Origin of the sequence: Micromonospora sp. DH13 (assembly GCF_020873825.1) — a bacterium.
Classification (GTDB): domain Bacteria; phylum Actinomycetota; class Actinomycetes; order Mycobacteriales; family Micromonosporaceae; genus Micromonospora; species Micromonospora haikouensis.
Window position 1 is genome coordinate 74,180 of the sequence record NZ_JAHWGR010000003.1, and the last position, 23,998, is coordinate 98,177.

Sequence of the window (23,998 nt, forward strand, 5' to 3'; positions counted from 1 at the left end):
GGGCCCCATCCGGCGCGCACCGATCACGCGGCCCGCAGTTTCGGCAGCACCTGGGCGCCGAACGTGTCGATGAAGGCCCGCTGCTGCTGCCCGACGTGGTGCAGGGCGATCTGGTCGAAGCCCAGCTCCACGTACTCCTGGAGCCAGCCGACGTGCCGGCCGAGGTCGGCCGAGACGTTGACCGTCGAGGTGACCTTCGCCAGCGGCACGTCGGCGGAGACCACGTCGAAGTGCTCGGCGGTCTCCAGGTCCCAGCAGATCGGCGGCGCGAAGACGTTGCTGCGCCACTGGTCGTACGCGATCGCCTCGGCCTCGGCCTGCTCGGGCGCCCAGCTCACGTGCACCTGCAGGTGCAGCGGGCCCCGGCCCCCGGCGTCGCGGTAGGCGTCGATCATCTCGCGCAGGTGGCCGGTGGGGGCGTTGACGGTGATCAGCCCGTCGGCCCACTGCGCGCACCAGCGGGCGGTGGCCGCGCTGACGGCCGCGCCGATCAGGGCCGGCGGCTGCTCGGGTCGGGTCCACAGCTTGGCCCGGTCGACCGTGACCAGGCCGTCGTGGCTGACCTCCTCGCCGGCCAGCAGCGCCCGGATCACGTCGACGCACTCGCGCAGCCGTGCGTTGCGCACGTCCTTGCGGGGCCACGGGTCGCCGGTGATGTGCTCGTTGCTGGCCTCGCCGGTGCCCAGCGCCGCCCAGAACCGGCCCGGGTACATCGCGCCGAGGGTGCCGATGGCCTGCGCGATGATCGCCGGGTGGTAACGCTGGCCCGGCGCGTTGACCACGCCGAAGGGCAGGTTGGTGGCCTGGAGGGCCGCGCCCAGCCAGGACCAGGCGAACCCGGACTCGCCCTGCCGGGCGCTCCACGGGGAGAAGTGGTCCGAGGACATGGCGGCGTCGAAGCCGGCCCGCTCGGCGTGGATCACCGCCTCCAGCAGCCTGGCCGGGTGGATCTGCTCGTGGGACGCGTGGAAGCCGAACACCGTCATGGGCGCACCTCCTACCCACGCCGGCGCCCGTTTACTCGGCGTGCGCCCCCGCGCCGGCCGTCGCCTCGCCCCGGCCCACCCAGACGGTCTTGGTGTTGCAGAACTCGCGCATGCCCAGCGCGGACAACTCGCGGCCGTAGCCGGAGTTCTTCACGCCGCCGAAGGGCAGCTCGGGGAAGGAGGTCGTCATCCCGTTGACGAAGACGTTGCCGGCGTCCAGGTCGGTGGCGAAGCGCTCCTGCTCCTGCGGGTCGGTGGTCCAGGCATTCGCGCCGAGGCCGAAGGCGGTCCCGTTGGCCACCTCGACCGCCTCGGCGTACGACGACACCCGGAACAGCCCCGCGACCGGCCCGAACACCTCCTCCGACCACATCCGCATCTCCGGCCGCAGGTCGGTGACCACGGTCGGCGGGTAGAACCAGCCCGGCCCGGTCGGCTTCTCGCCGCCGCAGAGCACGGTGGCGCCCTGCTCGACGGCGTCGCGGACCTGGGCGTCGATCTCGTCGCGGCCCCGTTCGCTGGCCAGCGGGCCGACGTCGGTGGCGGGGTCCATCGGGTCGCCGACCCGCAGCGCGGCCATGTTCGCCGCGAACCGCTGCGCGAACGCGTCGAAGACGTCGGTGTGCACGATGAAGCGCTTGGCGGCGATGCAGGACTGCCCGTTGTTCTGGCAGCGGGCGGTGGTGGCGACCTCGGCCGCGCGGTCCAGGTCGGCCGACGGCATCACCACGAACGGGTCGCTGCCGCCCAGCTCCAGGACGGTCTTCTTCAGCTCCCGGCCGGCGATCTGGGCGATGGACCGGCCGGCGCCCTCGCTGCCGGTGAGGGTCGCGGCGCGCACCCGGGGGTCGCTCAGGATCCGGTCGACGGCGTCCGAGCCGACGAGCAGCGTCGTGAAGCAGCCCTCGCCGAAGCCGGCGCGGCGGAACAGGTCCTCCAGGTAGAGGGCGGTCTGCGGCACATTCGAGGCGTGCTTGAGCAGGCCGGTGTTGCCGGCCATCAGGGCGGGCGCGGCGAACCGCATCACCTGCCAGAGCGGGAAGTTCCACGGCATCACCGCCAGCACCGGCCCGATCGGCTGGTAGCGCACGAAGGCGCGGGCGGCCTTGACGGCGCGGGCGTCGGCGGGCTCGTCGGCGAGCATCCGTTCGGCGTGGGCGGCGTAGAACCGGCACGCCGAGGCGCACTTGGTGACCTCGGCCTGCGCGGCGGCGTACGTCTTGCCCATCTCCGTGGTCATCAGCCGGGCGGTCTCGTCGCGCTCGGCGTCGAGCAGGTCGGCGGCGGCGGTCAGCCACCGGCCCCGCTGGGCGACGGTGGTCCGGCGCAGGTCGTGGAAGGCCAGGTCAGCCCGCTCGATGGCGGCGTCGAGCTGGGCGTCCGACATGGGGTCGTACGACGTGAGCACCTGTCCGGTGGCGGGGTTGGTGGTGGCGATGGACATCTCGTACTCCTGTCACTCGAACAGCGAGTGCCGCGCGCCCGGGGATTCCCGGCGGCGCGCGGCACGGCGGCGCTGGATGACGACCAGGTCGACCGCGGCGACGACGGCGAAGACGGCGCAGACGACGCCGAGCCACCCCACGCCGGCCCACACCGCCAGCACGGCGAAGATCACCATGGTCACGAGCCCGAAGCCGGCGAGCACGAGGCGGAGGTTCAACGCGCTGTACGCGTGGCCCACGGTGCCGCGGGCGCGACGGGGCTGCGATCTCGTCATCCCTGCGGGCTACCCCCGATCGGCCCGGTTAACCGGGCATCGGGTCACGGGCGAGCCGATTACCACACGCGGGGACGCCCGGGGCGTCGAGTGCCGGAAAGCCGACAGCAGGCCACCGGCCGCGCCGGTGGCGCACGTAGGGTTGGCTGGCTGTCGCACTCCGCCGCGCGACAGGAAACGCGACAGGAAAGCAGCACTGGGGAAGCGGGACTGAGGAAGATGCCTCGACGCTGGGTCGCCGCCGTCGCCTGCCTGCTGGCCCTGGTCGCGCTCGCCTGTGAGAGCGACGGCGAGGCCGGCCCGCGACCTTCGGGCGGGTCACCGGTCCCGGGCACGCCGGCCGTCATGGCCGCCCTCGGCGACTCGATCAGCACCGGCTTCGGCTCCTGCCTGATGCTCAGCTCGTGCGAGCGCAACTCCTGGTCCACGGGTGACGGGCTGCGGGTGGACAGCCACTACCAGCGGCTGCTCGACCGCAACCCCAAGCTGCGCGGCGCGGCGCACAACCACGCCAAGCCGGGCGCGCGGGCGGCGGCGCTGGCCGGGCAGGCCGAGGCGGCCGTCCGCGACCGCGCCGACTACGTGACGGTGCTGATCGGCGCGAACGACGCGTGCCGCGACGACGTCGCCGCGATGACCCCGGCGGCGACGTTCCGCAAGCAGGTGGACGAGGGCCTGCGGGTGCTGCGCAAGGGCCGCCCCAAGGCGCGGGTGCTGGTGGTCAGCGTCCCCGACCTGTACCGGCTCTGGGAGGTCGGGCACACCGACTCCCGGGCGGTGCGGGCGTGGGGGCACGGGGTGTGCCCCGCGCTGCTGGCGAACGCCACCTCGACCGCGCCCGCCGACGTGACGCGCCGGGCGAAGGTGCGGGACCGCATCGACGCGTACAACGCCCAGTTGAAGTCGGCCTGCCGGGCGTACGGCTCGCGGTGCCGCTACGACGGCGGGGCGGTGCACCGCGTCCGCTTCACCCTCGACCTGGTCAACGCGCTGGACTGGTTCCACCCCAACGTCGCCGGCCAGGGTCGGCTGGCCGACGTGACCTGGCGCGCCGCCGGCTTCGACTGACCGGGCCGAGCCGGGCCCGCCGGCTTCGGCTGGCGGGGCCGGGCCGACGGGGCACGCTCAGCGGGGCCGGGGGACGCCCCCGGCGGGACCCATGCTGCGGTAGAGCTGCCGCGACCGCTCGGCCAGGTCCTTGGTCGCCGACGAGTTCGCCCAGGTGCCGAGGATGATCGCGGCCCCCGGGATCACCTTGGCGAAGATCCGCTTCGCCGCGCGGACCCCGGCCATCTGGGCCAGCCGGACGCCCAGTCGCAGCATCACCTTGCCGAGCGCGGCCTGCCCGCCGGAGCCGAAGAGGGCCCCGGCGCGCTCCCGCCCGGCGGCCACCCCCAGCGCCAGGCGGGCGGTCTCGGCGACCTTGTGCACCTTCTGCAGCACCAGCAGGTCGGTGGCCCGGTCCGGGTGCGTCGGGTCGATCCCGTGCGCCGCCGCGATGTGCAGGACCATTCGCGCCTGGGTCCAGGCCAGCACCCCGACGTCGATCACCGCGCCGGGGAGCCCGGCCGCGCCGGAGACCGCCCCGGAGAGCCGGGCCCGGTTGACGAACCGGCGGACGGCCTGCTCGGCCAGCTCCTCCGTCGGGGCACCGGGGCGCTCCGCCCGCGCGCGGGCGGCCCACCGCGCCGCCTCCGGCCCGAGGCGGCGCACCGCCTCCAGGGCCAGGTGTTCCGGCGCGTACTGCGGGTCCTCCCGCATGCGGTCCCAGAGCCGGGCCGGCGGCCCCTCCGGCGCGTCCTCGGCGGCGACCGCCGGGACCGGCAACCCCGGTGCCGCCTCCGGCACCGCCGCTGCCGTCTGCGGTGGCGCCGGTGCCGCCGGAGGCGACGCGACCGGCATGGGGACGGTGGGCTGGCCGTCGACGGGGGCAGAATCGGTCACGGAGGCTCCCGGGGTCGGAGACGGGCGGTGCGGCGGCGTCGGCGCGGTCAGCGCCGGCTGGACAGGCGGGAGGCGAGTTGCTTCAGCTTGCGCTGCGTCTCCGGCTTGGCCAGCTCGCGGCGGCCCCGGTCGACGAGTTGCTGCCCCTGCGGCGACCGGAGGAACCGGGTGAGCCGCTGCACCAGTGCTGACATGTCGTCCTCCTGTCGGTCGTCCTCCTCCATGTGTACCCTGCCCCGGCAAGCGCCAATCGTCCACTGTGGTCGATCGAGGGGTCCGACGGGTCGCCGCCGGCACGCCCCGCGCGGGACGCCTGCGGGCAACCGGGGGTCACATCCCGGCGGAGAGGAAGGCGTCCACCACCTCCGCGGCCCGCCACTCGTGCTGGGCGTAGAGGTCCGGGTAGGCGGAGATCTGCACGGACTGGGCCGCGACCGTCAGCGGCAGGTCCTCCCAGCCGGGGATCTCGGCGAGGGCGGCGAGGAACTGCCGGGTGGCGAACGCGGGGTCCATGAGCTGCCCCACCTCGCCCCAGCCGCTGCTGGCGCGCTGCTGGAACAGCCCGACGGAGTCGTGGTCCCAGCCGATGCCCTGGTGCGGATACTCCTGCGACTCGGGCAGCACCCCGCTGGCGACGTTGTAGAGGTTGCTCTCCTGCATCGCGGTGGCCACCGCGATGACCAGCCCGCGCCGGGGGAAGCCCAGCTCCCGGCCGGTGCGCACGATCACCTTCGCGTTCGCCATCTGCGCCCGGGTCAGGCCGGCCACCGGCGCGGGGTCGGCGGGCCGCTTCGGCGCGGCGCGCTTGCGGCTGGCCGACGGCGACGCGGTGGCCGACGGGGCGCTGGCCGCAGACGTGGGCGTGGGGCTCGCCGAGGGGGTGGGCGTCGGGCCGGGCGCGCGGTCCAGCGACCGCGAGGCGGCCTCGGCGGCGGCGCGGCGGGCGAGGTCCGCGTCGGCGGCGGGGGGCGCGCCCCGCCCGGTGCCCGCCGGCTCCTCCCGGGCCTGGGCCAGGGCGGCCAGGCCCAGGCAGCAGACCACTCCGGCGGCAACGGCCACCCCCGCCCGACGGCCCCGGCGGGGCGGCCCGACGCGGCCGGGGTCACCGGCCGCCGGCCGGTCCGCCGACGCGTTCGGAATCGGGAGGTTACGCAGCCACCCGGAGGGGGTAGGAACCAGGCCAGCGAGGGAAGTGAGGGAAGTCCGGAGGCGCCCGGGGCGTGCGCCGCCGGCGATGGTGGTGGGTGGCCGTTCGGACGAGGGGGAAACGTCCGAACGGCCCACCGCCGTGTCCGGGCCGCGCTGGTCGTCGAGGATGCCGTCGTCACGCATTCGACGAGGCTAGGCAGGTCATTCCGGGATAACCCAGGCCCTCAGGGTGGCCCTCGCCACACCGACGGGCCGGCGATGCGGACACCCGGGCGACCGCCGTCACGGCCCGGCGCGGACGGGACGGGCCGGACGAACCTCCGGTACGCATCGACGGGCGCACCGGGCGGCCGACAACGTCCCGAAACCCGGGCGACCCGCCCCCTCCCCGCCCGCCCCGCCGATCGGCCGATCCCGCCTCACCCGTCCGGCCCATCCCCGAGGGTGGCGGTGGGGCGGCCCGCCGAGTCGGGAGGGCAGCCGGGGACCGGGGCCGTTGCCTGATTGTGATCATGGATCGGGCGTGGGACCGCCCGACGCAGGAATGCACGAGGATGGCGGGTACGTTGCCCGAACCGGGAGCCGTGCGCGTCACGGTCCCGTACGCGCCAGCCCAGGGAGGTCCGCACCGGTGCTCGACCCACACGAGCTCTACGAGCTCTCCGACGATCTGCCCGAACTCGGACAGCCGGTCCTGCTCCAGGCCCTCACCGGCTTCGTCGACGCCGGAAGCGCCACCCGGCTGGCCCGTGAGCAGCTGTTCTCCTCCCTCGACGCCCGCCCCGTCGCCAGCTTCGACGTCGACCAGCTCTACGACTACCGGTCCCGGCGTCCCCCGATGACCTTCGTCGAGGACCACTGGGAGGAGTACGACGCCCCCAAGCTGGAGGTGCACCTGCTGCACGACGACGACGAGACCCCGTTCCTGCTGCTCAGCGGCCCCGAGCCGGACCTGCAGTGGGAGCGGTTCGTGGCCGCGGTCGGCGGGCTGGCCGCCCGACTCGACGTCCGGCTCACCGTCGGGCTCAACTCGATCCCGATGGCGGTGCCGCACACCCGCCCGACCGGGGTGACGGCGCACGCCACCCGCCGCGAGCTGATCTCCGGGTACGAGCCGTGGCTGCAGCGCGTCCAGGTCCCCGGCAGCGTGGGGCACCTGCTGGAGTTCCGCCTCGGCGAGCAGGGCCGCGACGCGCTCGGCTTCGCCGCCCACGTGCCGCACTACGTCGCCCAGGCCGAGTACCCGGCCGCCGCCGAGGTGCTGCTGGCAGCGGTGTCGCGCAGCACCGGCCTGCTGCTGCCCCGCGACGGCCTGCGCTCGGCCGCCGAGGTGGTGCGGGTGGAGATCGACCGGCAGGTCGCCCAGACCGAGGACGCCGCCGCCCTGGTCTCGGCCCTGGAGGAGCAGTACGACGCGTTCGCCCGGGGGCGGGGCGAGAAGAACCTGCTCGCCACCGAGGGCGGTCCGCTGCCGACCGCCGACGAGCTGGGGGCGGAGCTGGAGCGGTTCCTGGCCGAGCAGGGCCGGCCGGGCGACACCCCGGGCAGCTGACCGGGCGGCCGGGGCGGGGATGCGGCAGGCTGGAGGCATGCGCCTGGCGACCTGGAACGTGAACTCGGTGAAGGCCCGCCTGCCCCGGCTGCTCGACTGGCTGGCCACCACCGTCCCCGACGTCGTCTGCCTCCAGGAGACGAAGTGCCCGGACGGGGCGTTCCCGGTGGCCGAGGTCGGCGAGCTGGGCTACACGGTGGCCAGCCACAGCGACGGCCGGTGGAACGGGGTGGCGATCCTGTCCCGGGTCGGGCTGGCCGACGTGACGGTCGGCTTCCCCGGCGAGCCGGGCTTCCCCGAGCCGGAGGCCCGGGCCGTCTCGGCCACCTGCGACGGGCTGCGGGTCTGGTCCGTGTACGTGCCGAACGGCCGCGCCCTCGACGACCCGCACTACGCGTACAAGCTGGCCTGGTTCGCCGCCCTGCGCGACGCGCTGGAGCAGGAGCTGACCGGCGGGCTGCCGCTGGCCGTCTGCGGCGACTTCAACGTCGCCCCGACCGACGCCGACGTGTGGGACCCCGCCCTGTTCGTCACCTCCACCCACGTCACGCCGGCCGAGCGGGCCGCCCTCGCCGCCCTGCGCGACCTGGGGCTGGCCGACGTGGTGCCGACCCCGATGAAGGGGCCGCACCCGTTCACCTACTGGGACTACCGGGCCGGGATGTTCCACCAGAACAAGGGCATGCGCATCGACCTGGTCTACGCGTCCGCGCCGTTCGCCCGCGCGGTCCGGGCCGCGTACGTCGACCGGGAGGCCCGCAAGGGCAAGGGTCCCTCCGACCACGCCCCGATCGTGGTGGACGCCGACCTGGTCCCGGCGGTGGAGGCGTTCTGAGTAGGGTGGGGCCATGGCAGTCGTGAAGATCAACGCGATCGATGTCCCCGAGGGCGCGGGCGAGGAGCTGGAGCGGCGGTTCGCGGCGCGGGCCGGCGCGGTGGAGGGCTCCCCCGGCTTCCTCGGCTTCGAGCTGCTGCGCCCGGTCGGCGGCGAGACGCGCTACTTCGTCTACACGCGCTGGGAGTCGGAGGAGGCGTACCAGAACTGGGCGGCCGGGCCGGCGCGGGCCGCGCACGCGGGTGGCGCGGGCGGCGAGCAGCGACGCCCGGTCTCCACCGGCGCGACCCTGCTGGAGTTCGAGGTGGTCCAGCAGGTGCCGGCCGCCGACGGGCAGGGGTCCTGACCCCGGGTTCGACCCGTCACGGCACTGCCGGCGCGGCCGACCGCCAGCCCGTCCGGTGCAGCCGTTCGGCGCCGTCGAGCAGCAGGTCGAGGGCGAACTCGAACTCGAACTGCTCGTCGCAGCCCTGACCCACGGCCGCCAGGTCGCCCCCGGTGGCCGCGGTGGCGATGGCCAGGATGTGCGGGAACCGCCGCGCGAACTCGCGTGCCGTCGCCTCCTGCTCGTCCGGGGCGGGCGGTCGCGGAGCGGCCGGCCCGGGGGCGTTGAACAGCTCGGGGCTGAAGCCCCAGACCCGGTTGCCCAGGGCGTGCATGACGTGGTGGGTGAGGTCGGCGGAGAAGCCGCCGGCCAGGAACGCGCCGGCCAGCGAGTCGAGGTGGGCCAGGACGGTCGGCGTCCGGCTGGTGCGCGACTCGATGGCCTGCCGCGCCCAGGGGTGCCGGAGCACCATTCGCCGCGCCGCGAGCACCCGCTGCCGCACCGCGCTCTTCCAGTGCAGGCCCGGCTCCGGCGGCGCGATCCCGGCGATGACGGTGTCCACCATCCCGTCGAGCAGTTCCTCCTTGTCGGCGACGTGCTTGTAGAGCGCCATCGGCACCACGCCCAGGTCCTGGGCGAGCCGCCGCATGCTCACCGCCGCGATTCCGGCCTCGTCGGCGAGCGAGACGGCCGCCCGTAGCACGCGTTCCCGGTTGAGCCGCTCGCGCGCACCCACGTCGAAGCCCGGCATGACAAGTCCTCCACGATCGCGCCCTTGACGGTGTACGTCGTACACCTTACCGTGGGCCGCGAAGGTGTACGACGTACACCTCGCCGCCGGGAAAGGGGAGGGTGGAGATGACCGCCAGCACGGGAACCACAGCCACACGGATGCGGGTGGGCTCGCCCGGGAGGAGGACGGCGCTGGTCGCGGGCGTGTTCTATCTGATCACCTTCCTCGCCTCGCTCCCCGCCGTGGCGCTCATCGACCCGGTGCTCAGCAACCCCGACTACATCGTCAGCGCCGGCAGCGACACCCGGGTGATCGCGGGCTGCCTGCTCGACCTCGTCAACGCCGTCGCCTGCGTGGGCACGGCCGTCGCGCTCTTCCCCGTGGTCAGGCGTCAGCACGAGGCCGCCGCGCTCGGCTTCGTCACCGCCCGCGTCCTCGAAGCCGCGATCATCGTCGTGGGCGTCGCGAGCCTGCTGGCGGTGGTGACGCTGCGGCAGCAGTTCACCTCCACGGCCGGCACCGACGCCCCCACCCTCGTCGCCGTCGGCGCGTCGCTCGTCGCGGTCCGCGACTGGACGTTCCTGCTCGGCCCCGGCCTCGTCCCCGCCGCCAACGCGCTGCTGCTCGGCTACCTGATGTACCGCTCCGCGCTCGTGCCCCGGATCATTCCCGTGCTCGGGCTCGTCGGGGCGCCCCTGCTCGTCGCCTCGGCCGTGGCCACCATGTTCGGGCTCAACGAGCAGGCGTCCGCGCTCTCGGCGGTGCTGACCATCCCGGTGGCCGCGTGGGAGCTGTCGCTCGGGGTCTGGCTGGTCGTCAAGGGCTTCCGGCCGGCCCCGATCCTCGCCGGACCCACCGCCTGACCGGCCCCACCCCACCGTTCCCAGCCCGGGCTATTTGCGTTGCCCACCCACGGGCCCGTGTCTACTGTGCGGGGATGCCCTCGCCACTGCTCACGGTGACCTTCGACGCGCACGACGCCGTTCGCCTGGCGCGGTTCTGGGCCGGCATGCTCGGCCGGGAGGTCACCGGCGACGCCCGTGGCGCGCTCCTCCCCGGCGACGACACCCAGCCCAGCCTCCGGTTCGTCCCGAGCCCCACCGAAAAGGCGGGAGCCAACCGCCTGCACCTGCACCTGACCAGCACCGACCCCGCCGACCAGCAGCGCCTGGTGACGACGGCACTGGGGCTCGGCGGCGGCCACCTCGACGTCGGGCAGCGCCCCGAGGAGGGGCACATCGTGCTGGCCGACCCCGAGGGCAACGAGTTCTGCGTGATGGAGCCGGGCAACCGCTTCCTCGCCGGGTGCGGCCTGCTCGGGGAGCTGGCCTGCGACGGCACCCGCGACGTCGGGCTGTTCTGGAGCCGGGCGCTGGACTGGCCGCTGGTCTGGGACCAGGACCAGGAGACCGCCATCCAGTCACCGCACGGCGGCACGAAGGTCGCGTGGGGCGGCCCGCCCGTCGCCCCGAAGACGGCACGCAACCGGCAACGCTTCGACCTCGCCCCGCCCGCAGGCGACCAGCAGGCCGAGGTCGACCGGCTGGTCGCCCTCGGGGCGACCCGGCTGGAGACGGGCGCGGACTGTGCGGTCGTCCTGGCCGACCCCGACGGCAACGAGTTCACCCTGCCCGCCCCGCCTCGGTGATCAAGAGAAAAGCGGCAGAGTCGATCTCGGTGATGACGCGAACCTCTTGATCACCGCGGCTGTCGGGGGTCGGGGGGCAGGAGGGTGGCGAAGGCGATGACGTTGTCGGCGTAGCCCGTGCGGCCGCCGACCCACGCGCCGCCGCAGGTGATCAGCCGAAGCTCCGGCGGGCCGTCGTCGCCGTACACCCGGTCGGCGGGCAGCTCGTCCTTGCCGAAGTGCTCGACGGAGTCCACCGCGAAGACCGCCACGTCGCCGTCGGCGCGGGTCACCTCGATCCGGTCGCCGGCCCGCAGCCTGCCCAGGTCGTAGAAGACGGCCGGACCGTCGCGGGTGTCCACGTGGCCGACGATGACGGCCCGGCCCGGCTCGCCGGGGATCACGCTGCGGTCGTACCAGCCGGTCTCGGCGGCGGCGCTCAGCGGCGGCACGGCGATCGACCCGTCGGCGGCCTGCCCGACCGGGCCGACGGGCGCGGACACCCGGATCGCCGGCACCCGGAGGCTCACCGGTCGGCCCACGGCCGGACGGGGCGCGTCGTCGACGGCGGCTGCCGCCCGTTCGGCCGGCCGGGTCGCCCACTCGAACGGCCCCGCCGCGCGGCCGAGCCCGGCGCCGGTGGCGAAGACGCCGAGCAGCACCAGGGCCACGGCCGCCGGCACCGACCAGGGCCGGCGGCGGCCGTCCCACCCGGTGGTACGCGCGGACGCCGCACCCGGGGCGGTCCGCGCGGACGCCACCGCCCGGACGGTACGCGCGGACGCCGCACCCGGGGCGGTACCTGCCGACGCCACGGCCGGCCTCAGCGGCGGTTTCCGCCGCGGCCGAACCGCGGTCGACGGGCCGTGGCCACGCCGATCGTCACCCCGGCCACGGTCAACGCCACGCCGCCCGGCAGCAGCAGCCCGTCGGTGGCGCCCCGGGCGGTGCCGCCGAAGCCCGTGTTCGGCCCCCGGCTGGGATGGTGCGTCGGCGGGTACGTCGGATGGTGGGTCGGCTGGTAGGTCGGCTGGTGGGTGGGCGCGGGCGAGGGCTGCTTCTTGACCACCTGGAGCATCGTGGTGGCGGTCTCACCGCCCCGGCATTCGAGCTTGACCCGGTAGTTACCCGGCCAGATGCGCTCGCGCACCATCGGGGTGCCGGTGAGCAGGCCACGCTGCGGGTGCACGGCGACCCGGCCGAAGGCGTCGGAGACCACGATCGCCGGCACCGAGTTGTCGTGGCAGCTCGCCCGGATCCCCACGAGGTAGCCGGGCTGCACGGTGCTGGGGGTGACCTCGACGAAGACGAGCCAGCCGGGCTGCGAGCCGGGCTGCTGCCCACCGGCCGGGCCGGGCGGGCCGACCGGGGGCTCGGGGGCGGCCACCGGGACGGCCTCGGGTGCCCCGGCGGCCCGCGCGCCCGCCGCGAGCGGGCCGGCGAACGCGGCGACGGCGACGGCGAACGCGGCGCCGATCCGCGTGGCCAGCCCCGTGCCGGGGCCCGTGGCCGGTCCGGCGCACTGGTGCGTGGCTGCCCCCATGACCCCTCCGGCGCGGTAGTGCGTCGCCGGGCAGCGGCCCGCCCGGCCTGCCGTACGGGATGAATCTTCTCATCCCCGGTCGTACCTCACAGCCGATCCGGCGCGCTGGTCGCGTACGCTCGGACCGCTGTGACCTCCACCGAAGCGAACCCCGTCGTGACCGTGCCGCCGCACGCGTCGCGGATCCGCACCTTCCACCCCCGCCGGGGCCGGATGACCGGCCGCCAGCTCGACGCGCTCGACCGGCTCTGGTCGGCGTACGGCCTGACGGTCGCCGACGATCCCGCCGCCGCGCCCGTGGACCTGGCGGCGCTGTTCGGCCGCCGGGCCCCGGTCGTGCTGGAGATCGGGTCGGGGATGGGGGACGCCACGGCCGCGATGGCCGCCGCCGACCCAGGCCGAGACTATCTGGCGGTCGAGGTGCACACGCCGGGAATCGCCAACCTGTTGGGGCTGGTGGAGCGCCTCGGGCTGGGCAACGTGCGGGTCGCCCGGGGCGACGCGCTGGACCTGGTCCGGGCGCTGCCCGACGGGTCGCTGGACGCGGTGCACGTCTTCTTCCCCGACCCGTGGCCCAAGTCGCGGCACCACAAGCGGCGGATCATCCAGCCTACGCACGTGGCGCTGCTGCGCTCCCGGCTGACGCCCGGCGGGACGCTGCACTGCGCCACCGACTGGGCCGAGTACGCGGAGTCGATGCGCGAGACGCTGACCGCCGACCCGGGGCTGGTGGACGTGCACGGCGGGTACGCCCCGCGCCCGGAGCACCGGCCGGTGACCAAGTTCGAGCGGCGCGCCCTGACGGCGGGCCGCCCGGTGTTCGACCTGGTCCACCGCCGCGCGTGAGGGTGCCGGCCGAGGCGCGGCGCGCGGCGCGTGCGGTGCAAGGAAGGGCCCCCTGTTAACGCATTCTGTTGTACAGGGGGCCCTTCCTAACACCCGGTTGGCGCGGAGGGGCCTGCGACAGGCACGATGGACGGGCTATGACGCTCACCGCCGCGCTGCCGACAAGCGCCGACCCCGACACCCTCTTCGACGCGTTCGCCAGCTGGGCGAAGGAGCGCGGCCTCGACCTCTACCCCCACCAGGAGGAGGCGGTCATCGAGATCGTCTCCGGCGCGAACGTGATCATGAACACGCCGACCGGCTCAGGCAAGAGCCTGGTCGCGATCGCCGCCCACTTCGCCGCCCTGGCCGACGACCGGACGACCTTCTACACCGCCCCGATCAAGGCCCTGGTCTCGGAGAAGTTCTTCGCCCTCTGCGAGGTCTTCGGCGCCGACAACGTCGGCATGCTCACCGGCGACGCCAGCGTCAACGCCGACGCCCCGATCATCTGCTGCACCGCCGAGGTGCTGGCCAACCTCGCGCTGCGCGAGGGCGCGCGGGCCGACGTCGGCCAGGTGGTCATGGACGAGTTCCACTTCTACGCCGAGCCGGACCGGGGCTGGGCGTGGCAGGTGCCGATCATCGAGCTGCCGCAGGCCCAGTTCGTGCTGATGTCGGCCACCCTCGGCGACACCAGCCGCTTCGTCGACGACCTGACCCGGCGCACCGGCCGGCCGACCGCCGTCGTGCGCTCGGCCGAGCGGCCGGTCCCGCTCCTCTTCTCGTACGCGATGACGCCGCTGCACGAGACCCTCGAGGAGCTGCTGGAGACCAAGCAGGCCCCGGTGTACGTCGTGCACTTCACCCAGGCCGCCGCCCTGGAGCGCGCCCAGGCGCTGATGAGCGTCAACGTCTGCACCCGGGCCGAGAAGGACCTGATCGCCGAGGCGATCGGCCGGTTCCGGTTCACCTCCGGCTTCGGCAAGACGCTGTCGCGGCTGGTGCGGCACGGCATCGGCGTGCACCACGCCGGCATGCTGCCGAAGTACCGCCGGCTCGTGGAGACCCTCGCGCAGGCCGGCCTGCTCAAGGTCATCTGCGGCACGGACACCCTCGGCGTCGGCATCAACGTGCCCATCCGCACGGTGCTGTTCACCGGCCTGAGCAAGTACGACGGCGTGCGTACCCGGTTGTTGAAGGCCCGCGAGTTCCACCAGATCGCCGGCCGGGCCGGGCGGGCCGGCTTCGACACCCTCGGCCGGGTCGTCGTGCAGGCCCCCGAGCACGTCATCGAGAACGAGAAGGCCCTCGCCAAGGCCGGCGACGACCCGAAGAAGCGACGCAAGGTCGTGCGCAAGAAGCCGCCGGAGGGCTCGATCGGCTGGGGCCAGCCGACCTTCGACCGTCTCGTCGAGGCCGAGCCGGAGCCGCTGACGTCCAGCTTCCAGGTCAGCCACTCGATGCTGCTCAACGTCATCGGCCGCCCCGGCGACGCGTTCGCCGCGATGCGGCACCTGCTCACCGACAACCACGAGGACCGCGCCGCCCAGCGGCGGCACATCCGCCGGGCCATCGCCATCTACCGGGCGCTGCGGGCCGGCGGCGTGGTCGAGGAGCTGCCCGAGCCGGACGAGACCGGCCGCCGGGTGCGGCTCACCGTCGACCTCCAGCTCGACTTCGCGCTCAACCAGCCGCTGTCGCCGCTGGCGCTGGCCGCGATCGAGCTGCTCGACGCCGAGAGCCCGTCGTACGCCCTCGACGTGCTCAGCGTGATCGAATCGATCCTCGACGACCCGCGCCAGGTGCTGTCCGCGCAGCAGTTCAAGGCCCGCGGCGAGGCGGTCGCCGCGATGAAGGCCGAGGGCATCGAGTACGAGGCCCGCCTCGAACTGCTCGACGACGTGACCCACCCGAAGCCCCTGGCGGAGCTGCTGGACGCCGCGTACGAGATGTACCGGCGGGGGCACCCGTGGGTCGCCGACCACCAGCTCTCCCCCAAGTCCGTCGTGCGGGACATGTACGAGCGGGCGATGACCTTCACCGAGTACGTGCAGTTCTACTCCCTCACCCGCTCCGAGGGCCTCGTGCTGCGCTACCTCGCCGACGCGTACAAGACGCTGCGGCAGACCGTGCCCGAGGACGCCAAGACCGAGGAGCTGATCGACCTCATCGAGTGGCTGCACGAGCTGGTCCGCCAGGTCGACTCCAGCCTCATCGACGAGTGGGAGCGGCTGAAGAACCCGTCGGACGTCGCCGAGGCCGCCGAGGCGCACGCCGCCCTCGACGACCGGCCGCCGGCGGTCACCCGCAACGCGCGGGCGTTCCGGGTGCTGGTGCGCAACGCGCTGTTCCGCCGGGTCGAGCTGGCCGCCCTGCGCCGCTGGGATCTGCTGGGCGAGCTGGACGCCGCCGACGGGTGGGACGCCGACGCGTGGGCCGACGCGCTGGAGCCGTACTTCGAGGCGTACGACTCGATCGGCACCGGGCCGGACGCCCGCGGCCCGGCGCTGCTGATGATCGAGCAGGGCCGGGAGCGGTGGACGGTCCGGCAGATCCTCGACGACCCCGACGGCGACCACGACTGGCGCATCAGCGCCGAGGTCGACCTGGCCGCCTCCGACGAGGTCGGCGCGGCCGTCGTCCGGATCACGGACGTCGGCCAGCTCTGACCGTGGGCATCCGGCGGGGCCGAGGGCACGGCTGGTACCGGGGCGACTGCCACGTGCACTCGGCGCGCTCGCACGGTGCGGAGCTGACGCCGGAGCAGGTGATGGCCGGTGCCCGTGCGGTCGGCCTGGACTTCATCGCGGTCACCGAGCACAACACGTCGGACACGCACGCCGCCTGGGGTCCGCTCGCCGGCGACGACCTGCTGGTGATCCTGGGCCAGGAGGTCACCACCCGGACCGGGCACTGGCTGGCGCTCGGCATCGCCCCCGGGCAGGTCGTCGACTGGCGGTACGGCGTCCGCGACGGGATGATCGACCGGCAGCTGGAGCAGGTGCACCGGGCCGGCGGGCTCTGCGTGGCGGCGCACCCCCACGCGCCGTACCCTTCCGGCGTCTTCGCGTACCCGTTCGACGGGTTCGACGCGGTGGAGGTGTGGAACGGGCGGTGGCGCTCGGACCTGCCCTGGAACGCCGACAACGAGGCGGCGCTGGCCGAGTGGGGCCGGGGCCTGGCCGCCGACATCCACGGCGGGCGGTGGCGGCCGGCGCTGGGCTGCAGCGACACGCACCTGGCGGGTCAGCTCGGGGTGCCGCACACCGTCGTGCTGGCCGAGGAGTCGACCACCGCCGCGATCCTCGCCGGCATCCGGGCCGGCCGGAGCTGGATCGCCGGGTCGGCCGCCGTCGAGCTGTCGCTCACCGCCGCCACCGGCGATGCCGGCGCCGGGATCGGCCAGCGGCTGGAGACCGGCGACGGGCCCATCGTCGTACGGGTGGACGTACGCGGCGTGCCGTCCGGCACCGTCACCTTCCACACCGACCGGGGCACCGTGCACCGCGTGCGCCTGCCCGACGGCGGCTCCGGTGCCCTGACCTGGCGCACCGACGCGGCGGATGCGATGTTCGTCCGGGTCGAGGTGCGCCATCCCGACGGGCAGATGGCCGCGCTCACCAACCCCGTCGTCCTGGGCGGCCCCTGACCACGAGCCGGGTTGCTCGGCAGCGCGACGACGGTTCCCCGCCGGGCCGCGTACGCGACAGAGCCGGTAGCCGTCCTCGCGCCCCTCGGCGCCACCTACGCCCCGCGCCGGTACCGGCCGGGGGCGGTGCCGTGCTGGCGCTTGAACGCGGTGGCGAAGGCGAACTCGGACGCGTAGCCGACCTGGGCGGCGATGGCGCGCAGCGGCGCGTCGGACTCGCGGAGCAGTCGGGCGGCGGTGGTCATCCGCCACCAGGTCAGGTAGGTCAGCGGCGGCTGCCCGAGCCGGGTGGCGAAGCGGCGGGCGAAGGGTGCCCGGGACAGTCCGGCCTCGGCGGCGAGTGTCGCGACGGTCCACGGCCGCGCCGCGTCACGGTGGATGGCCTGCAGCGCGGCGAGGGTGACCGGGTCGTTGAGCGCCGCCGCCCAACCGGCGGTGGTGACCGATGAGCGCTGCTCGTCGAGCCAGGCGCGCAGGATGTGGAGCAGCAGTGTGTCCAGCAGCGCCGGAACGATGGCGTCCGTGCCTAGGCGGGGTCGTTCCAACTCGGCGGCGAGCAGGTCCACGGTGGCGCGCAGTGCGGGGTGCCTGCCGAGGTGCGCGGGGAGGTGGACGAGTTCGGGCAGGTCCTCAAGGAGCGGATGGGTCCGGGCCGGGTCGAGTTCGTACGCGCCGCAGAGCGTCACGGTGGCCGGACTGTCGGTGCCGGTGGGGCCGCCGGCGGTGCTGGTGGCGTAGCTCTGGAGCGGCTGCGGGTCGTCCGGGTGGCAGGCTGGAGCCGTCGGCCGGGTCGACGGGCTGTCGGCCAGCGTGTGTCCGCGTCCGTGGGGGCGGAACACGACGTCCCCGGCGGCCAGCGGCACCGGGTCGCTGCCGGGCAGGACGAGCCAGCACGGCCCCTGCAGGACGATCTGGAAGCCGGCGGCTCCCGGCACGGGCGCGAAGTGTTGCGCAAACGGCGCGTGCCAGGCCACACGTGCCGAGCGCGGTCGACCGGTCCGCAGCACCGTGATCACGTCGCTGAGCACGTCCATGCGGCACAGTATCGCCGTCGAGACGGTCTAACATGAATCGAGGATCGCCAAGCATGGGTAGTCTTCCGGGATCGCCATAGATTCGACGGGTGCAGGCGATGCGAATTCACGAGTACGGCGACGCGTCCGTCATCCGCCAGGATGACGTCCCCCGACCGGTGCCCGGCCGGGGCGAGGTGTTGATCCACGTCGCCGCGACCTCCTTCAACCCGTCCGAGATCGGGCTACGGCGTGGGCTGCTGCGCGCAGTATTCGCGCCGGACCTGCCGTTCACGCTGGGCGCAGAGGTTGCCGGCACCGTCGTCGAGGTCGGCGACGGCGGGCACGGCCTCGCCGTCGGCGACCGGGTCATCGGTCGCGTCGGCGGCGCCGCAGCCGAGTACGTCACCGCCAGAGCCGACACCGTCGTCGCGGCACCCACCGCCATCCCGTTGACGCACGCCGCCGCCATCCCCGTCGCGGGTGTCACGGCCTGGCAGGCGGTGTTCGAGCACGCGGGCCTCACGTCCGGGCAGCGGGTGCTCGTCAACGGGGCGGGCGGTGGTGTCGGCGGGTTCGCCGTCCAGCTTGCCAAGCACGCCGGGGCCCATGTCGTCGCGACGGCCAGCCCGCGCAGCGCCGAGGCGGTCAGCCGGTTCGGCGCCGACCAGATCGTCGACTACACGGCCATCCGCCTGGCCGACGCCGTGGACGGCCCGGTCGACGCGATCCTCAACCTCGTCGTGGTGGACGCGAGGCAGGCGGCGGCTCTGGCGCGGTTGGTTCGGCCGGGTGGCGTTGTCGTGTCCGCCACGGCCCCGGTCGAGGTGCCCACGGGTTCCCCGGTGCGCGCAGTGCGCTTCGTGGCGCGCAACGACGTCGGCGACCTCGCCGCACTGGTCAGGCTCGTCGATGCCGGCACCGTCCGGGTCGACGTCGCCGCGTCGCGTCCGCTCGACGAACTGGCCTCGGTGCATCGCGACGCCGAGTCCGGCCGCATCCGCGGCAAGATCATCCTTGTGCCGAGTCCCGGCCCGTCCGTCGTCTGATCGGACCGGTCAACCAACGGCGACCAACCCTGTTTTCCCCTGGGCGATGTCAGACCCGTCGATTAGAATGTATGTACTAAACCAAGTCCTGACCTGGGAGGACTTCCGTGACCGCGCCCACCTCCAGCACCCTCCCGCCCTACGCCACCCTCCTCGGCTTCACCCGGTACGTCGACCGCACCGGGCCCACCAAGGCAAGCTTCGTCGGGGGCCTGCGCAAGCAGCGGGCCAGCAAGCACGGCTTCAACCCGCACGGTCAGTTCGTCAAGGCGCTCAAGGCCGACGTCGCGTTCCACACCGGCGGCACCCACCTGGCGCAGGTGGCCGACGCGGTCAAGCCGCGCTGGCAGCCGCTCTACCGGGCGCTCGTGCCGGGCGCGACGGCCTGGCTGCACTCCCTCGGCGAGCCGACGGGCGTCGACCTGGCGCAGACGCGTGACGCCCTGGCCATGCTCGGCGACCTCCCGGTGAAGATCAATCCGCACTTCGGCATCCGGCACGCCGCCGACGGCCGGGCCGAGGCCGTCCGCCTGCACTTCGACGAGACCCCGCCCAGCGAGGAGGCGGCCCTGGCCACCCTGCACCTGATGGCCCGGCACATGGACGCGGTCCTGCCGCACGCCGTGCCCGTCCTGGTCGACGTGCGGCGGGGCGTGGCGCACCGGATGCCCGACGGCGTCAAGCCCGAGCAGGTCGAGCAGTGGCTGGCCGGCGAGGCGGCGGCGTTCCGCGCGATCTGGTCCACCGCCGCCTGACCCACCCGCCGCCCGGCCGAAGTCCGATCGCGCCACCTCCCACAGCGTCGAGGGAGGTGGCGCGATCGCGCATGGAGACCAACGGCGAGCGGCACGGATGCGGCGGGCCGGCGCCGAAATCGAGGGCGGGCGGGGCCGGGCGGGGTCAGGCCGCCGGGACGTACTTCTCCAGGTCGTCGATGATCTTGTTGGCGGCGCCGACGCCGATCCCGGTCATCCAGGTCTCGTCGGAGACCACGTGCGCCCGGCCCGCCTTGACCGCCGACAGCCCCTTCCACAGGGTGCCGCCGGTGACGGTGGCCTGCTCGGCGGCGGCCTTCTCGCCGTACGCGGTCACGAAGATGACGTCGGCGTCGACCTCGTTGACCCGCTCGGCGCTGACCAGGTCGAACCGCTTGTCCTCCTTGCCGGCGAGCTGCTGCCGCTCGGGGCGGCCGAGGCCGGTGTCGCCGACGACGATGCCGGAGAACGAGTCCGGCCCGTACACCCGGATCGCGCCGGGGATGAAACGCACGATGGAGACGGTGCGGTCGGCGGCGTCGCCGAGCTTCGCGCCGAAGTCCTTCGCCCGCTTCTCGTACGCGGCCAGCAGGTCCTTGGCCTGCTGCTCCTTACCCAGGGCCTGGCCGTCGAGGAGGAAGTTCTCCTTCCAGGTGATGCCCACCTTCTCGGTGAACACGGTCGGCGCGATGGCCGCCAGCTCGTCGTAGAACTTCTCCTGGCGGAACTTGCTGCCCAGGATCAGGTCGGGCTTGAGGGCGTTGATCGCCTCCAGGTCGGGTTCGGTGAGCACCCCGACCTCCTTGATGCCGGTCAGCTTCTCCTCGCCGAAGTAGGTGGGCCAGCTCCTCGCCTCGCCGGCGGTCGCCGCGCCGACGGGTGTGACCCCGAGTGAGAGCGCTGTGTCGATCTTGTCGGTGTCGAGGACGACGACCCGCTTGGGCTCGGCGGGCACCTTGGTGGTGCCCATGGCGTGGGTGATCTCCCGGGTCTGTCCGGTGGCGGTGTCGGCGACGGGGTCGCTCTCACCGCAGGCGGTGAGCCCGACGCCGAGGGCGACGGCCGCGGTGAGCACGGCGGCGAGACGACGCATGGTGGGGTTCCTTTCGAGGGGTTCAGCCGGCCGAAGGCCGATCCGAGGGGTTCAGCCGGCCGACGGGCCGGCGGCAGAGGCGACGGAGGAGGCCGCGGAGGCGGAAGCCGCCGGGGCGGGGGCGGGAACGGCGGCCGGGGAGGGGGTGGTGAGGGCGGGCACGACCAGGGGCGCGCCGCTCACCGGGCAGGGCACCACCACGCAGTCGAGCCCGAAGACGTCGCGGACCAGCGCGGCGGTGAGGATCTCCCGGGGCGGGCCGGCGGCGACCACCGCCCCGGCGCGCATGGCGACGAGGTGGTCGGCGTAACGGGCGGCCTGGTTGAGATCGTGCAGCACGGCGACGACGGTGCGGCCCCGTTCGGCGCGCAGCCGGTGCAGCAGGTCCAGCACCTCCACCTGGTGGGCCAGGTCGAGGAAGGTGGTCGGCTCGTCCAGCAGCAGCGCCTCGGTGTCCTGGGCGAGGGTCATCGCGATCCAGACCCGCTGCCGCTGGCCGCCGGAGAGGGTGTCCACCGGGCGGTCGGCGAGACCGGCCACGTCGGCGAGGGCCATCGCCTCGTCGACGGCGGCGCTGTCGGCCGCCGACCACTGCCGCCACCACCGCTGGTACGGCTGCCGCCCCCGGCCGACCAGGTCGGCGACCGTCACGCCCTCGGGCACCAGCGGGCTCTGCGGCAGCACCCCGAGCCGCCGGGCGACCTCCCGCGTCGGCAGGTCCCGGATGGCGGTGCCGTCGAGCAGCACGGTGCCCGAGCGCGGGGTCAGCAGCCGCGCCATGGTGCGCAGCAGGGTGGACTTGCCGCAGGCGTTCGGCCCGACGATGACGGTGAACGCCCCGGCGGGCAGCGTCACGTCGAGGCCGTCCAGGACGGTCCGCTCGTCGTAGCCGACGACCAGGTCGCGGGTGGAGAGCATCGCGGCTCCTCGGGAGGGGTCGGCGGGGTCCGGCGCGCCGGAAAGGGTGTGCGGGGCGGCGGGCGCGGGGGTCGTCACGACGCCCTCCGCCGGCCGCGCAGCAGCAGGAACATCAGGTACGGTCCGCCGATCGCGGCGGTCAGCACGCCCGCCGGGAGCTGGGTGGGCGCGAACAGCCGGCGGCCGGCGAGGTCGGCGAGGACCAGCAGCAACGCCCCGAGCAGGGCGGAGCACAGCAGCGGGGGCCGCTCGGCGCGGACCAGCCGGCGGGCCAGTTGCGGGGCGACGAGGGCGACGAAGTCGACGGCGCCGACCTGCGCGGTGACCATCGCGGCGGCGAGCACGCCGGTGCCGGCCAGCGTGACCCGGCGGGCCACGGGGCGCACCCCGATGCCCCGGGCCGTGTCGTCGTCCAGGGCGGTGCTGCCCAGCGCCCAGCCGGCCCAGAGCAGCACCGGCAGCAGCGCCAGCAGGGTCGCGGCGATCCAGGCCGCCTCGGTCCAGCCCTTGCCGGCGAGGGTGCCGAGCAGCCAGATCTGGGCGCGCAGCCCGTCGATCGGGTCGGCGGTCAGCAGGACCACCTCGATGAGCGCCCGCAGGCCGAAGGCGACCGCCACCCCGGCGAGCACGAAGCGCTGGGCGGCCAGCCCGTGCCGGGCGCCGAGGGCGAACACCGCGACGGCGGCGGCCAGGCCGCCGAGCAGCGCCGCCGGGGCGACCAGCACGGCGGCGGCCCCGCTGGTGAGGGCCACCGTCGCGGCGAGCCCGGCGCCCTGGGTGATGCCGATGACGTCGGGGCTGGCCAGCGGGTTGCGGGCCACGCTCTGGATCAGCGTGCCGGCGACGCCGAACGCCGCGCCGGCCACCGCCGCGAGCACCAGCCGGGGCAGCCGCAGGTCGAGCACCACCAGGTCGTACGGGGTGCCCGCGCCGGCGAGCGCGCGCAGCACGTCGGGCGTGGCGACGTACGGGGTGCCGAGGGAGAGGCTGAGCAGCCCGGCGGCGACGAGCAGCCCGACCAGCGCGGCGGCGACCAGCACGGGGCGGCGGCGCACCGGCACCCGCAGCGGGCCGAGCCGCAGCAGCGACCGGCCGGCGGGGGCGACACGTCCACCGGTGGGGGCGAGCAGGTTCACGCGGTCACCACCCGGGCCCGGCGCACCAGGAAGGCCAGCAGGGGCGCGCCGACGAGCGCGGTCACCACCCCGGCGGGCACCTCGCCGGGTGGGGCGACGAGCCGGCCCGCCACGTCGGCGCCGAGCAGCAGGGCCGGCCCGAGCAGCGCGGCGACGGCGAGGGTCCACCGGTGGTCCGCGCCGACCAGGGCGCGGGCCAGGTGCGGCACGGCCAGTCCGACGAACGCGATCGGCCCGGCCGCCGCCACGGCCGCGCCGGTGAGCAGCACCCCGGCCGCGCCGCCGCCGAGACGGACCAGCCCGACGCGGTGGCCCAGGCCCCGGGCCACGTCGTCGCCGAGGGCGAGCGCGTCGAGTCCCCGGGCGACCAGGGCTGCCAGCAGCAGCCCGGCGAGGACGAACGGCAGCACCTGCCCGGCGACCCCGACGCCCCGGCCGGTCAGCCCGCCGACGACCCAGAACCGGTACTCCTCGAAGGTGCGGGCGTCGATGCTGAGCAGCGCGTACACGAGGGCCCCGAGACTGGCGTCGAGCGCCGCGCCGGTCAGCGCGAGGGTGACCGGCGACGCGCCGTCGCGGGCCCGGTTGGCGACGGCGAAGACCGCCAGGCCGGCCAGGAGCGCCCCGGCGATGCCGAACCAGACGTACCCGGCGAGGGTGCCGACGCCGAAGACGGCGATGGCGAGGACCACGCCGAACGACGCGCCCGCGCTGATGCCGAGGATGCGCGGCTCGGCGAGCGGGTTGCGGGTCAGCGCCTGGAACAGCACCCCGGCCACGGCGAGCGCGAGCCCGACGAGCAGGCCGAGGGCGGTGCGGGGCAGCCGCAGCTCGCGGACGATGGTGGTGGCGTCGCCGCCGTCGGGGGCGACCAGCGCGTGCCAGACCGCGCCGGGGGCGAGCGGGCGGCTGCCGAGGGCGAAGCTGGCGAGCACGGCGAGGGCGAGCACGGCCGCCGCGCCGAGGGTGACGGCAGCCCGGCGGCCCAGGCCCCGGGTCGTCGGTGTGCCGGCCCGGATCGGCCGCGCGGCGACGGTGGTCACGAATCTCCCTCGACTTAGGTACGCCTTACCTTAAACCCAAGGAGGCGGGTCACCCTAACCGGCGACCGTCGATCGGATCCGTCGCCACCCCCGCTGAGCA

Annotated in this window: 25 protein-coding genes; 11 read left to right on the top strand and 14 right to left on the bottom strand. The window is 74.7% G+C overall.

The features are described from left to right. Positions 1–23: 23 nt before the first annotated feature. From LPA42_RS03920 to LPA42_RS03930, 3 genes are read right to left on the bottom strand one after another with little or no spacing between them, the layout of a single operon-like run. Complete coding sequence (locus LPA42_RS03920; RefSeq protein WP_077937181.1) at positions 24–986, bottom strand: TIGR03885 family FMN-dependent LLM class oxidoreductase; 963 nt, start codon at positions 984–986, stop codon at positions 24–26. A gap of 31 nt (positions 987–1,017) precedes the next feature. Further along, positions 1,018–2,430, bottom strand: a complete 1,413-nt coding sequence (locus tag LPA42_RS03925; protein ID WP_077937180.1) for an NADP-dependent succinic semialdehyde dehydrogenase — start codon at positions 2,428–2,430, stop codon at positions 1,018–1,020. Positions 2,431–2,442: 12 nt separating this feature from the next. After that, positions 2,443–2,706: a DUF6343 family protein gene (locus LPA42_RS03930; protein ID WP_077937179.1), complete on the bottom strand. Its 264-nt coding sequence runs from the start codon at positions 2,704–2,706 to the stop codon at positions 2,443–2,445. Between the two features lie 219 nt (positions 2,707–2,925). On the opposite strand from LPA42_RS03930, the gene LPA42_RS03935 reads away from it, so the two are divergent. Next, on the top strand, positions 2,926–3,774 hold the full coding sequence (locus LPA42_RS03935; RefSeq protein ID WP_077937178.1) for a GDSL-type esterase/lipase family protein: 849 nt from the start codon (positions 2,926–2,928) through the stop codon (positions 3,772–3,774). Between the two features lie 57 nt (positions 3,775–3,831). Here the strand turns inward: LPA42_RS03935 and LPA42_RS03940 are convergent, their stop codons facing one another. The 3 genes from LPA42_RS03940 to LPA42_RS03950 all read right to left on the bottom strand — a co-directional run bounded on the left by LPA42_RS03940 (position 3,832) and on the right by LPA42_RS03950 (position 5,709). Then, positions 3,832–4,650, bottom strand: coding sequence for an EcsC family protein (locus LPA42_RS03940; RefSeq protein ID WP_096761620.1), 819 nt, complete (start codon positions 4,648–4,650; stop codon positions 3,832–3,834). A 47-nt stretch (positions 4,651–4,697) separates the two neighbouring features. Continuing rightward, positions 4,698–4,844 (bottom strand): hypothetical protein, encoded by a 147-nt coding sequence (locus LPA42_RS03945; protein WP_176734219.1) that lies wholly within the window; start codon positions 4,842–4,844, stop codon positions 4,698–4,700. A gap of 136 nt (positions 4,845–4,980) precedes the next feature. Then, positions 4,981–5,709: a peptidase M23 gene (locus LPA42_RS03950; protein ID WP_228986321.1), complete on the bottom strand. Its 729-nt coding sequence runs from the start codon at positions 5,707–5,709 to the stop codon at positions 4,981–4,983. Positions 5,710–6,430: 721 nt separating this feature from the next. On the opposite strand from LPA42_RS03950, the gene LPA42_RS03955 reads away from it, so the two are divergent. Genes LPA42_RS03955 through LPA42_RS03965 form a run of 3 tightly spaced genes read left to right on the top strand, consistent with a single transcriptional unit; the run spans position 6,431 to position 8,532 of the window. Next, entirely contained in the window at positions 6,431–7,351 is a 921-nt protein-coding gene (locus LPA42_RS03955) for a proteasome assembly chaperone family protein (RefSeq protein WP_077937173.1), read from the top strand. A 37-nt stretch (positions 7,352–7,388) separates the two neighbouring features. Then, on the top strand, positions 7,389–8,186 hold the full coding sequence (locus LPA42_RS03960; protein WP_077937172.1) for an exodeoxyribonuclease III: 798 nt from the start codon (positions 7,389–7,391) through the stop codon (positions 8,184–8,186). A gap of 13 nt (positions 8,187–8,199) precedes the next feature. After that, the gene (locus tag LPA42_RS03965; protein ID WP_077937171.1) at positions 8,200–8,532 is read left to right on the top strand and encodes an antibiotic biosynthesis monooxygenase; all 333 of its coding nucleotides are present in this window, start codon (positions 8,200–8,202) and stop codon (positions 8,530–8,532) included. Between the two features lie 16 nt (positions 8,533–8,548). Here the strand turns inward: LPA42_RS03965 and LPA42_RS03970 are convergent, their stop codons facing one another. Beyond that, positions 8,549–9,262, bottom strand: a complete 714-nt coding sequence (locus LPA42_RS03970; RefSeq protein ID WP_077937170.1) for a TetR/AcrR family transcriptional regulator C-terminal domain-containing protein — start codon at positions 9,260–9,262, stop codon at positions 8,549–8,551. A 107-nt stretch (positions 9,263–9,369) separates the two neighbouring features. Here LPA42_RS03970 and LPA42_RS03975 point away from each other — a divergent pair, with 107 nt between their 5' ends. Both LPA42_RS03975 and LPA42_RS03980 read left to right on the top strand, forming a co-directional pair. Beyond that, positions 9,370–10,107, top strand: a complete 738-nt coding sequence (locus LPA42_RS03975) for a DUF4386 domain-containing protein (protein WP_077937176.1) — start codon at positions 9,370–9,372, stop codon at positions 10,105–10,107. A gap of 74 nt (positions 10,108–10,181) precedes the next feature. Beyond that, on the top strand, positions 10,182–10,892 hold the full coding sequence (locus LPA42_RS03980) for a VOC family protein (protein ID WP_077937169.1): 711 nt from the start codon (positions 10,182–10,184) through the stop codon (positions 10,890–10,892). Between the two features lie 50 nt (positions 10,893–10,942). On the opposite strand, the gene LPA42_RS03985 is transcribed toward LPA42_RS03980, so the two are convergent. Both LPA42_RS03985 and LPA42_RS03990 read right to left on the bottom strand, forming a co-directional pair. Next, on the bottom strand, positions 10,943–11,554 hold the full coding sequence (locus LPA42_RS03985) for a class F sortase (RefSeq protein WP_228986348.1): 612 nt from the start codon (positions 11,552–11,554) through the stop codon (positions 10,943–10,945). 140 nt (positions 11,555–11,694) lie between these two features. Continuing rightward, entirely contained in the window at positions 11,695–12,414 is a 720-nt protein-coding gene (locus LPA42_RS03990; protein ID WP_077937167.1) for a hypothetical protein, read from the bottom strand. A gap of 129 nt (positions 12,415–12,543) precedes the next feature. Here LPA42_RS03990 and trmB point away from each other — a divergent pair, with 129 nt between their 5' ends. From trmB to LPA42_RS04005, 3 genes are all read left to right on the top strand, one after another. Next, positions 12,544–13,260 (top strand): tRNA (guanosine(46)-N7)-methyltransferase TrmB, encoded by a 717-nt coding sequence (gene trmB, locus LPA42_RS03995; protein WP_198956512.1) that lies wholly within the window; start codon positions 12,544–12,546, stop codon positions 13,258–13,260. Positions 13,261–13,397: 137 nt separating this feature from the next. After that, positions 13,398–15,911 (top strand): RNA helicase, encoded by a 2,514-nt coding sequence (locus LPA42_RS04000; RefSeq protein WP_077937166.1) that lies wholly within the window; start codon positions 13,398–13,400, stop codon positions 15,909–15,911. A gap of 2 nt (positions 15,912–15,913) precedes the next feature. Beyond that, positions 15,914–16,891, top strand: coding sequence for a CehA/McbA family metallohydrolase (locus tag LPA42_RS04005; protein WP_228986322.1), 978 nt, complete (start codon positions 15,914–15,916; stop codon positions 16,889–16,891). A 95-nt stretch (positions 16,892–16,986) separates the two neighbouring features. On the opposite strand, the gene LPA42_RS04010 is transcribed toward LPA42_RS04005, so the two are convergent. Further along, positions 16,987–17,925, bottom strand: a complete 939-nt coding sequence (locus LPA42_RS04010; RefSeq protein WP_077937165.1) for an AraC family transcriptional regulator — start codon at positions 17,923–17,925, stop codon at positions 16,987–16,989. Positions 17,926–18,023: 98 nt separating this feature from the next. Here LPA42_RS04010 and LPA42_RS04015 point away from each other — a divergent pair, with 98 nt between their 5' ends. Both LPA42_RS04015 and LPA42_RS04020 read left to right on the top strand, forming a co-directional pair. Then, positions 18,024–18,953: an NADP-dependent oxidoreductase gene (locus LPA42_RS04015; RefSeq protein ID WP_198956511.1), complete on the top strand. Its 930-nt coding sequence runs from the start codon at positions 18,024–18,026 to the stop codon at positions 18,951–18,953. 107 nt (positions 18,954–19,060) lie between these two features. Continuing rightward, on the top strand, positions 19,061–19,708 hold the full coding sequence (locus tag LPA42_RS04020; RefSeq protein WP_077937163.1) for a hypothetical protein: 648 nt from the start codon (positions 19,061–19,063) through the stop codon (positions 19,706–19,708). A 145-nt stretch (positions 19,709–19,853) separates the two neighbouring features. Here the strand turns inward: LPA42_RS04020 and LPA42_RS04025 are convergent, their stop codons facing one another. The 4 genes from LPA42_RS04025 to LPA42_RS04040 all read right to left on the bottom strand — a co-directional run bounded on the left by LPA42_RS04025 (position 19,854) and on the right by LPA42_RS04040 (position 23,898). After that, positions 19,854–20,801 carry an ABC transporter substrate-binding protein gene (locus LPA42_RS04025; RefSeq protein WP_077937162.1) on the bottom strand — a complete coding sequence of 316 codons (948 nt, stop codon included), beginning with the start codon at positions 20,799–20,801 and terminating at the stop codon, positions 19,854–19,856. A gap of 51 nt (positions 20,802–20,852) precedes the next feature. Next, positions 20,853–21,719 carry an ABC transporter ATP-binding protein gene (locus LPA42_RS04030; protein WP_043962824.1) on the bottom strand — a complete coding sequence of 289 codons (867 nt, stop codon included), beginning with the start codon at positions 21,717–21,719 and terminating at the stop codon, positions 20,853–20,855. Positions 21,720–21,793: 74 nt separating this feature from the next. Next, positions 21,794–22,855 carry an iron chelate uptake ABC transporter family permease subunit gene (locus LPA42_RS04035; RefSeq protein ID WP_228986323.1) on the bottom strand — a complete coding sequence of 354 codons (1,062 nt, stop codon included), beginning with the start codon at positions 22,853–22,855 and terminating at the stop codon, positions 21,794–21,796. Next, positions 22,852–23,898: an iron ABC transporter permease gene (locus tag LPA42_RS04040; protein ID WP_077937159.1), complete on the bottom strand. Its 1,047-nt coding sequence runs from the start codon at positions 23,896–23,898 to the stop codon at positions 22,852–22,854. Before LPA42_RS04040 ends, LPA42_RS04035 begins: the two co-directional genes overlap by 4 nt. Between the last annotated feature and the right edge of the window lie 100 nt (positions 23,899–23,998).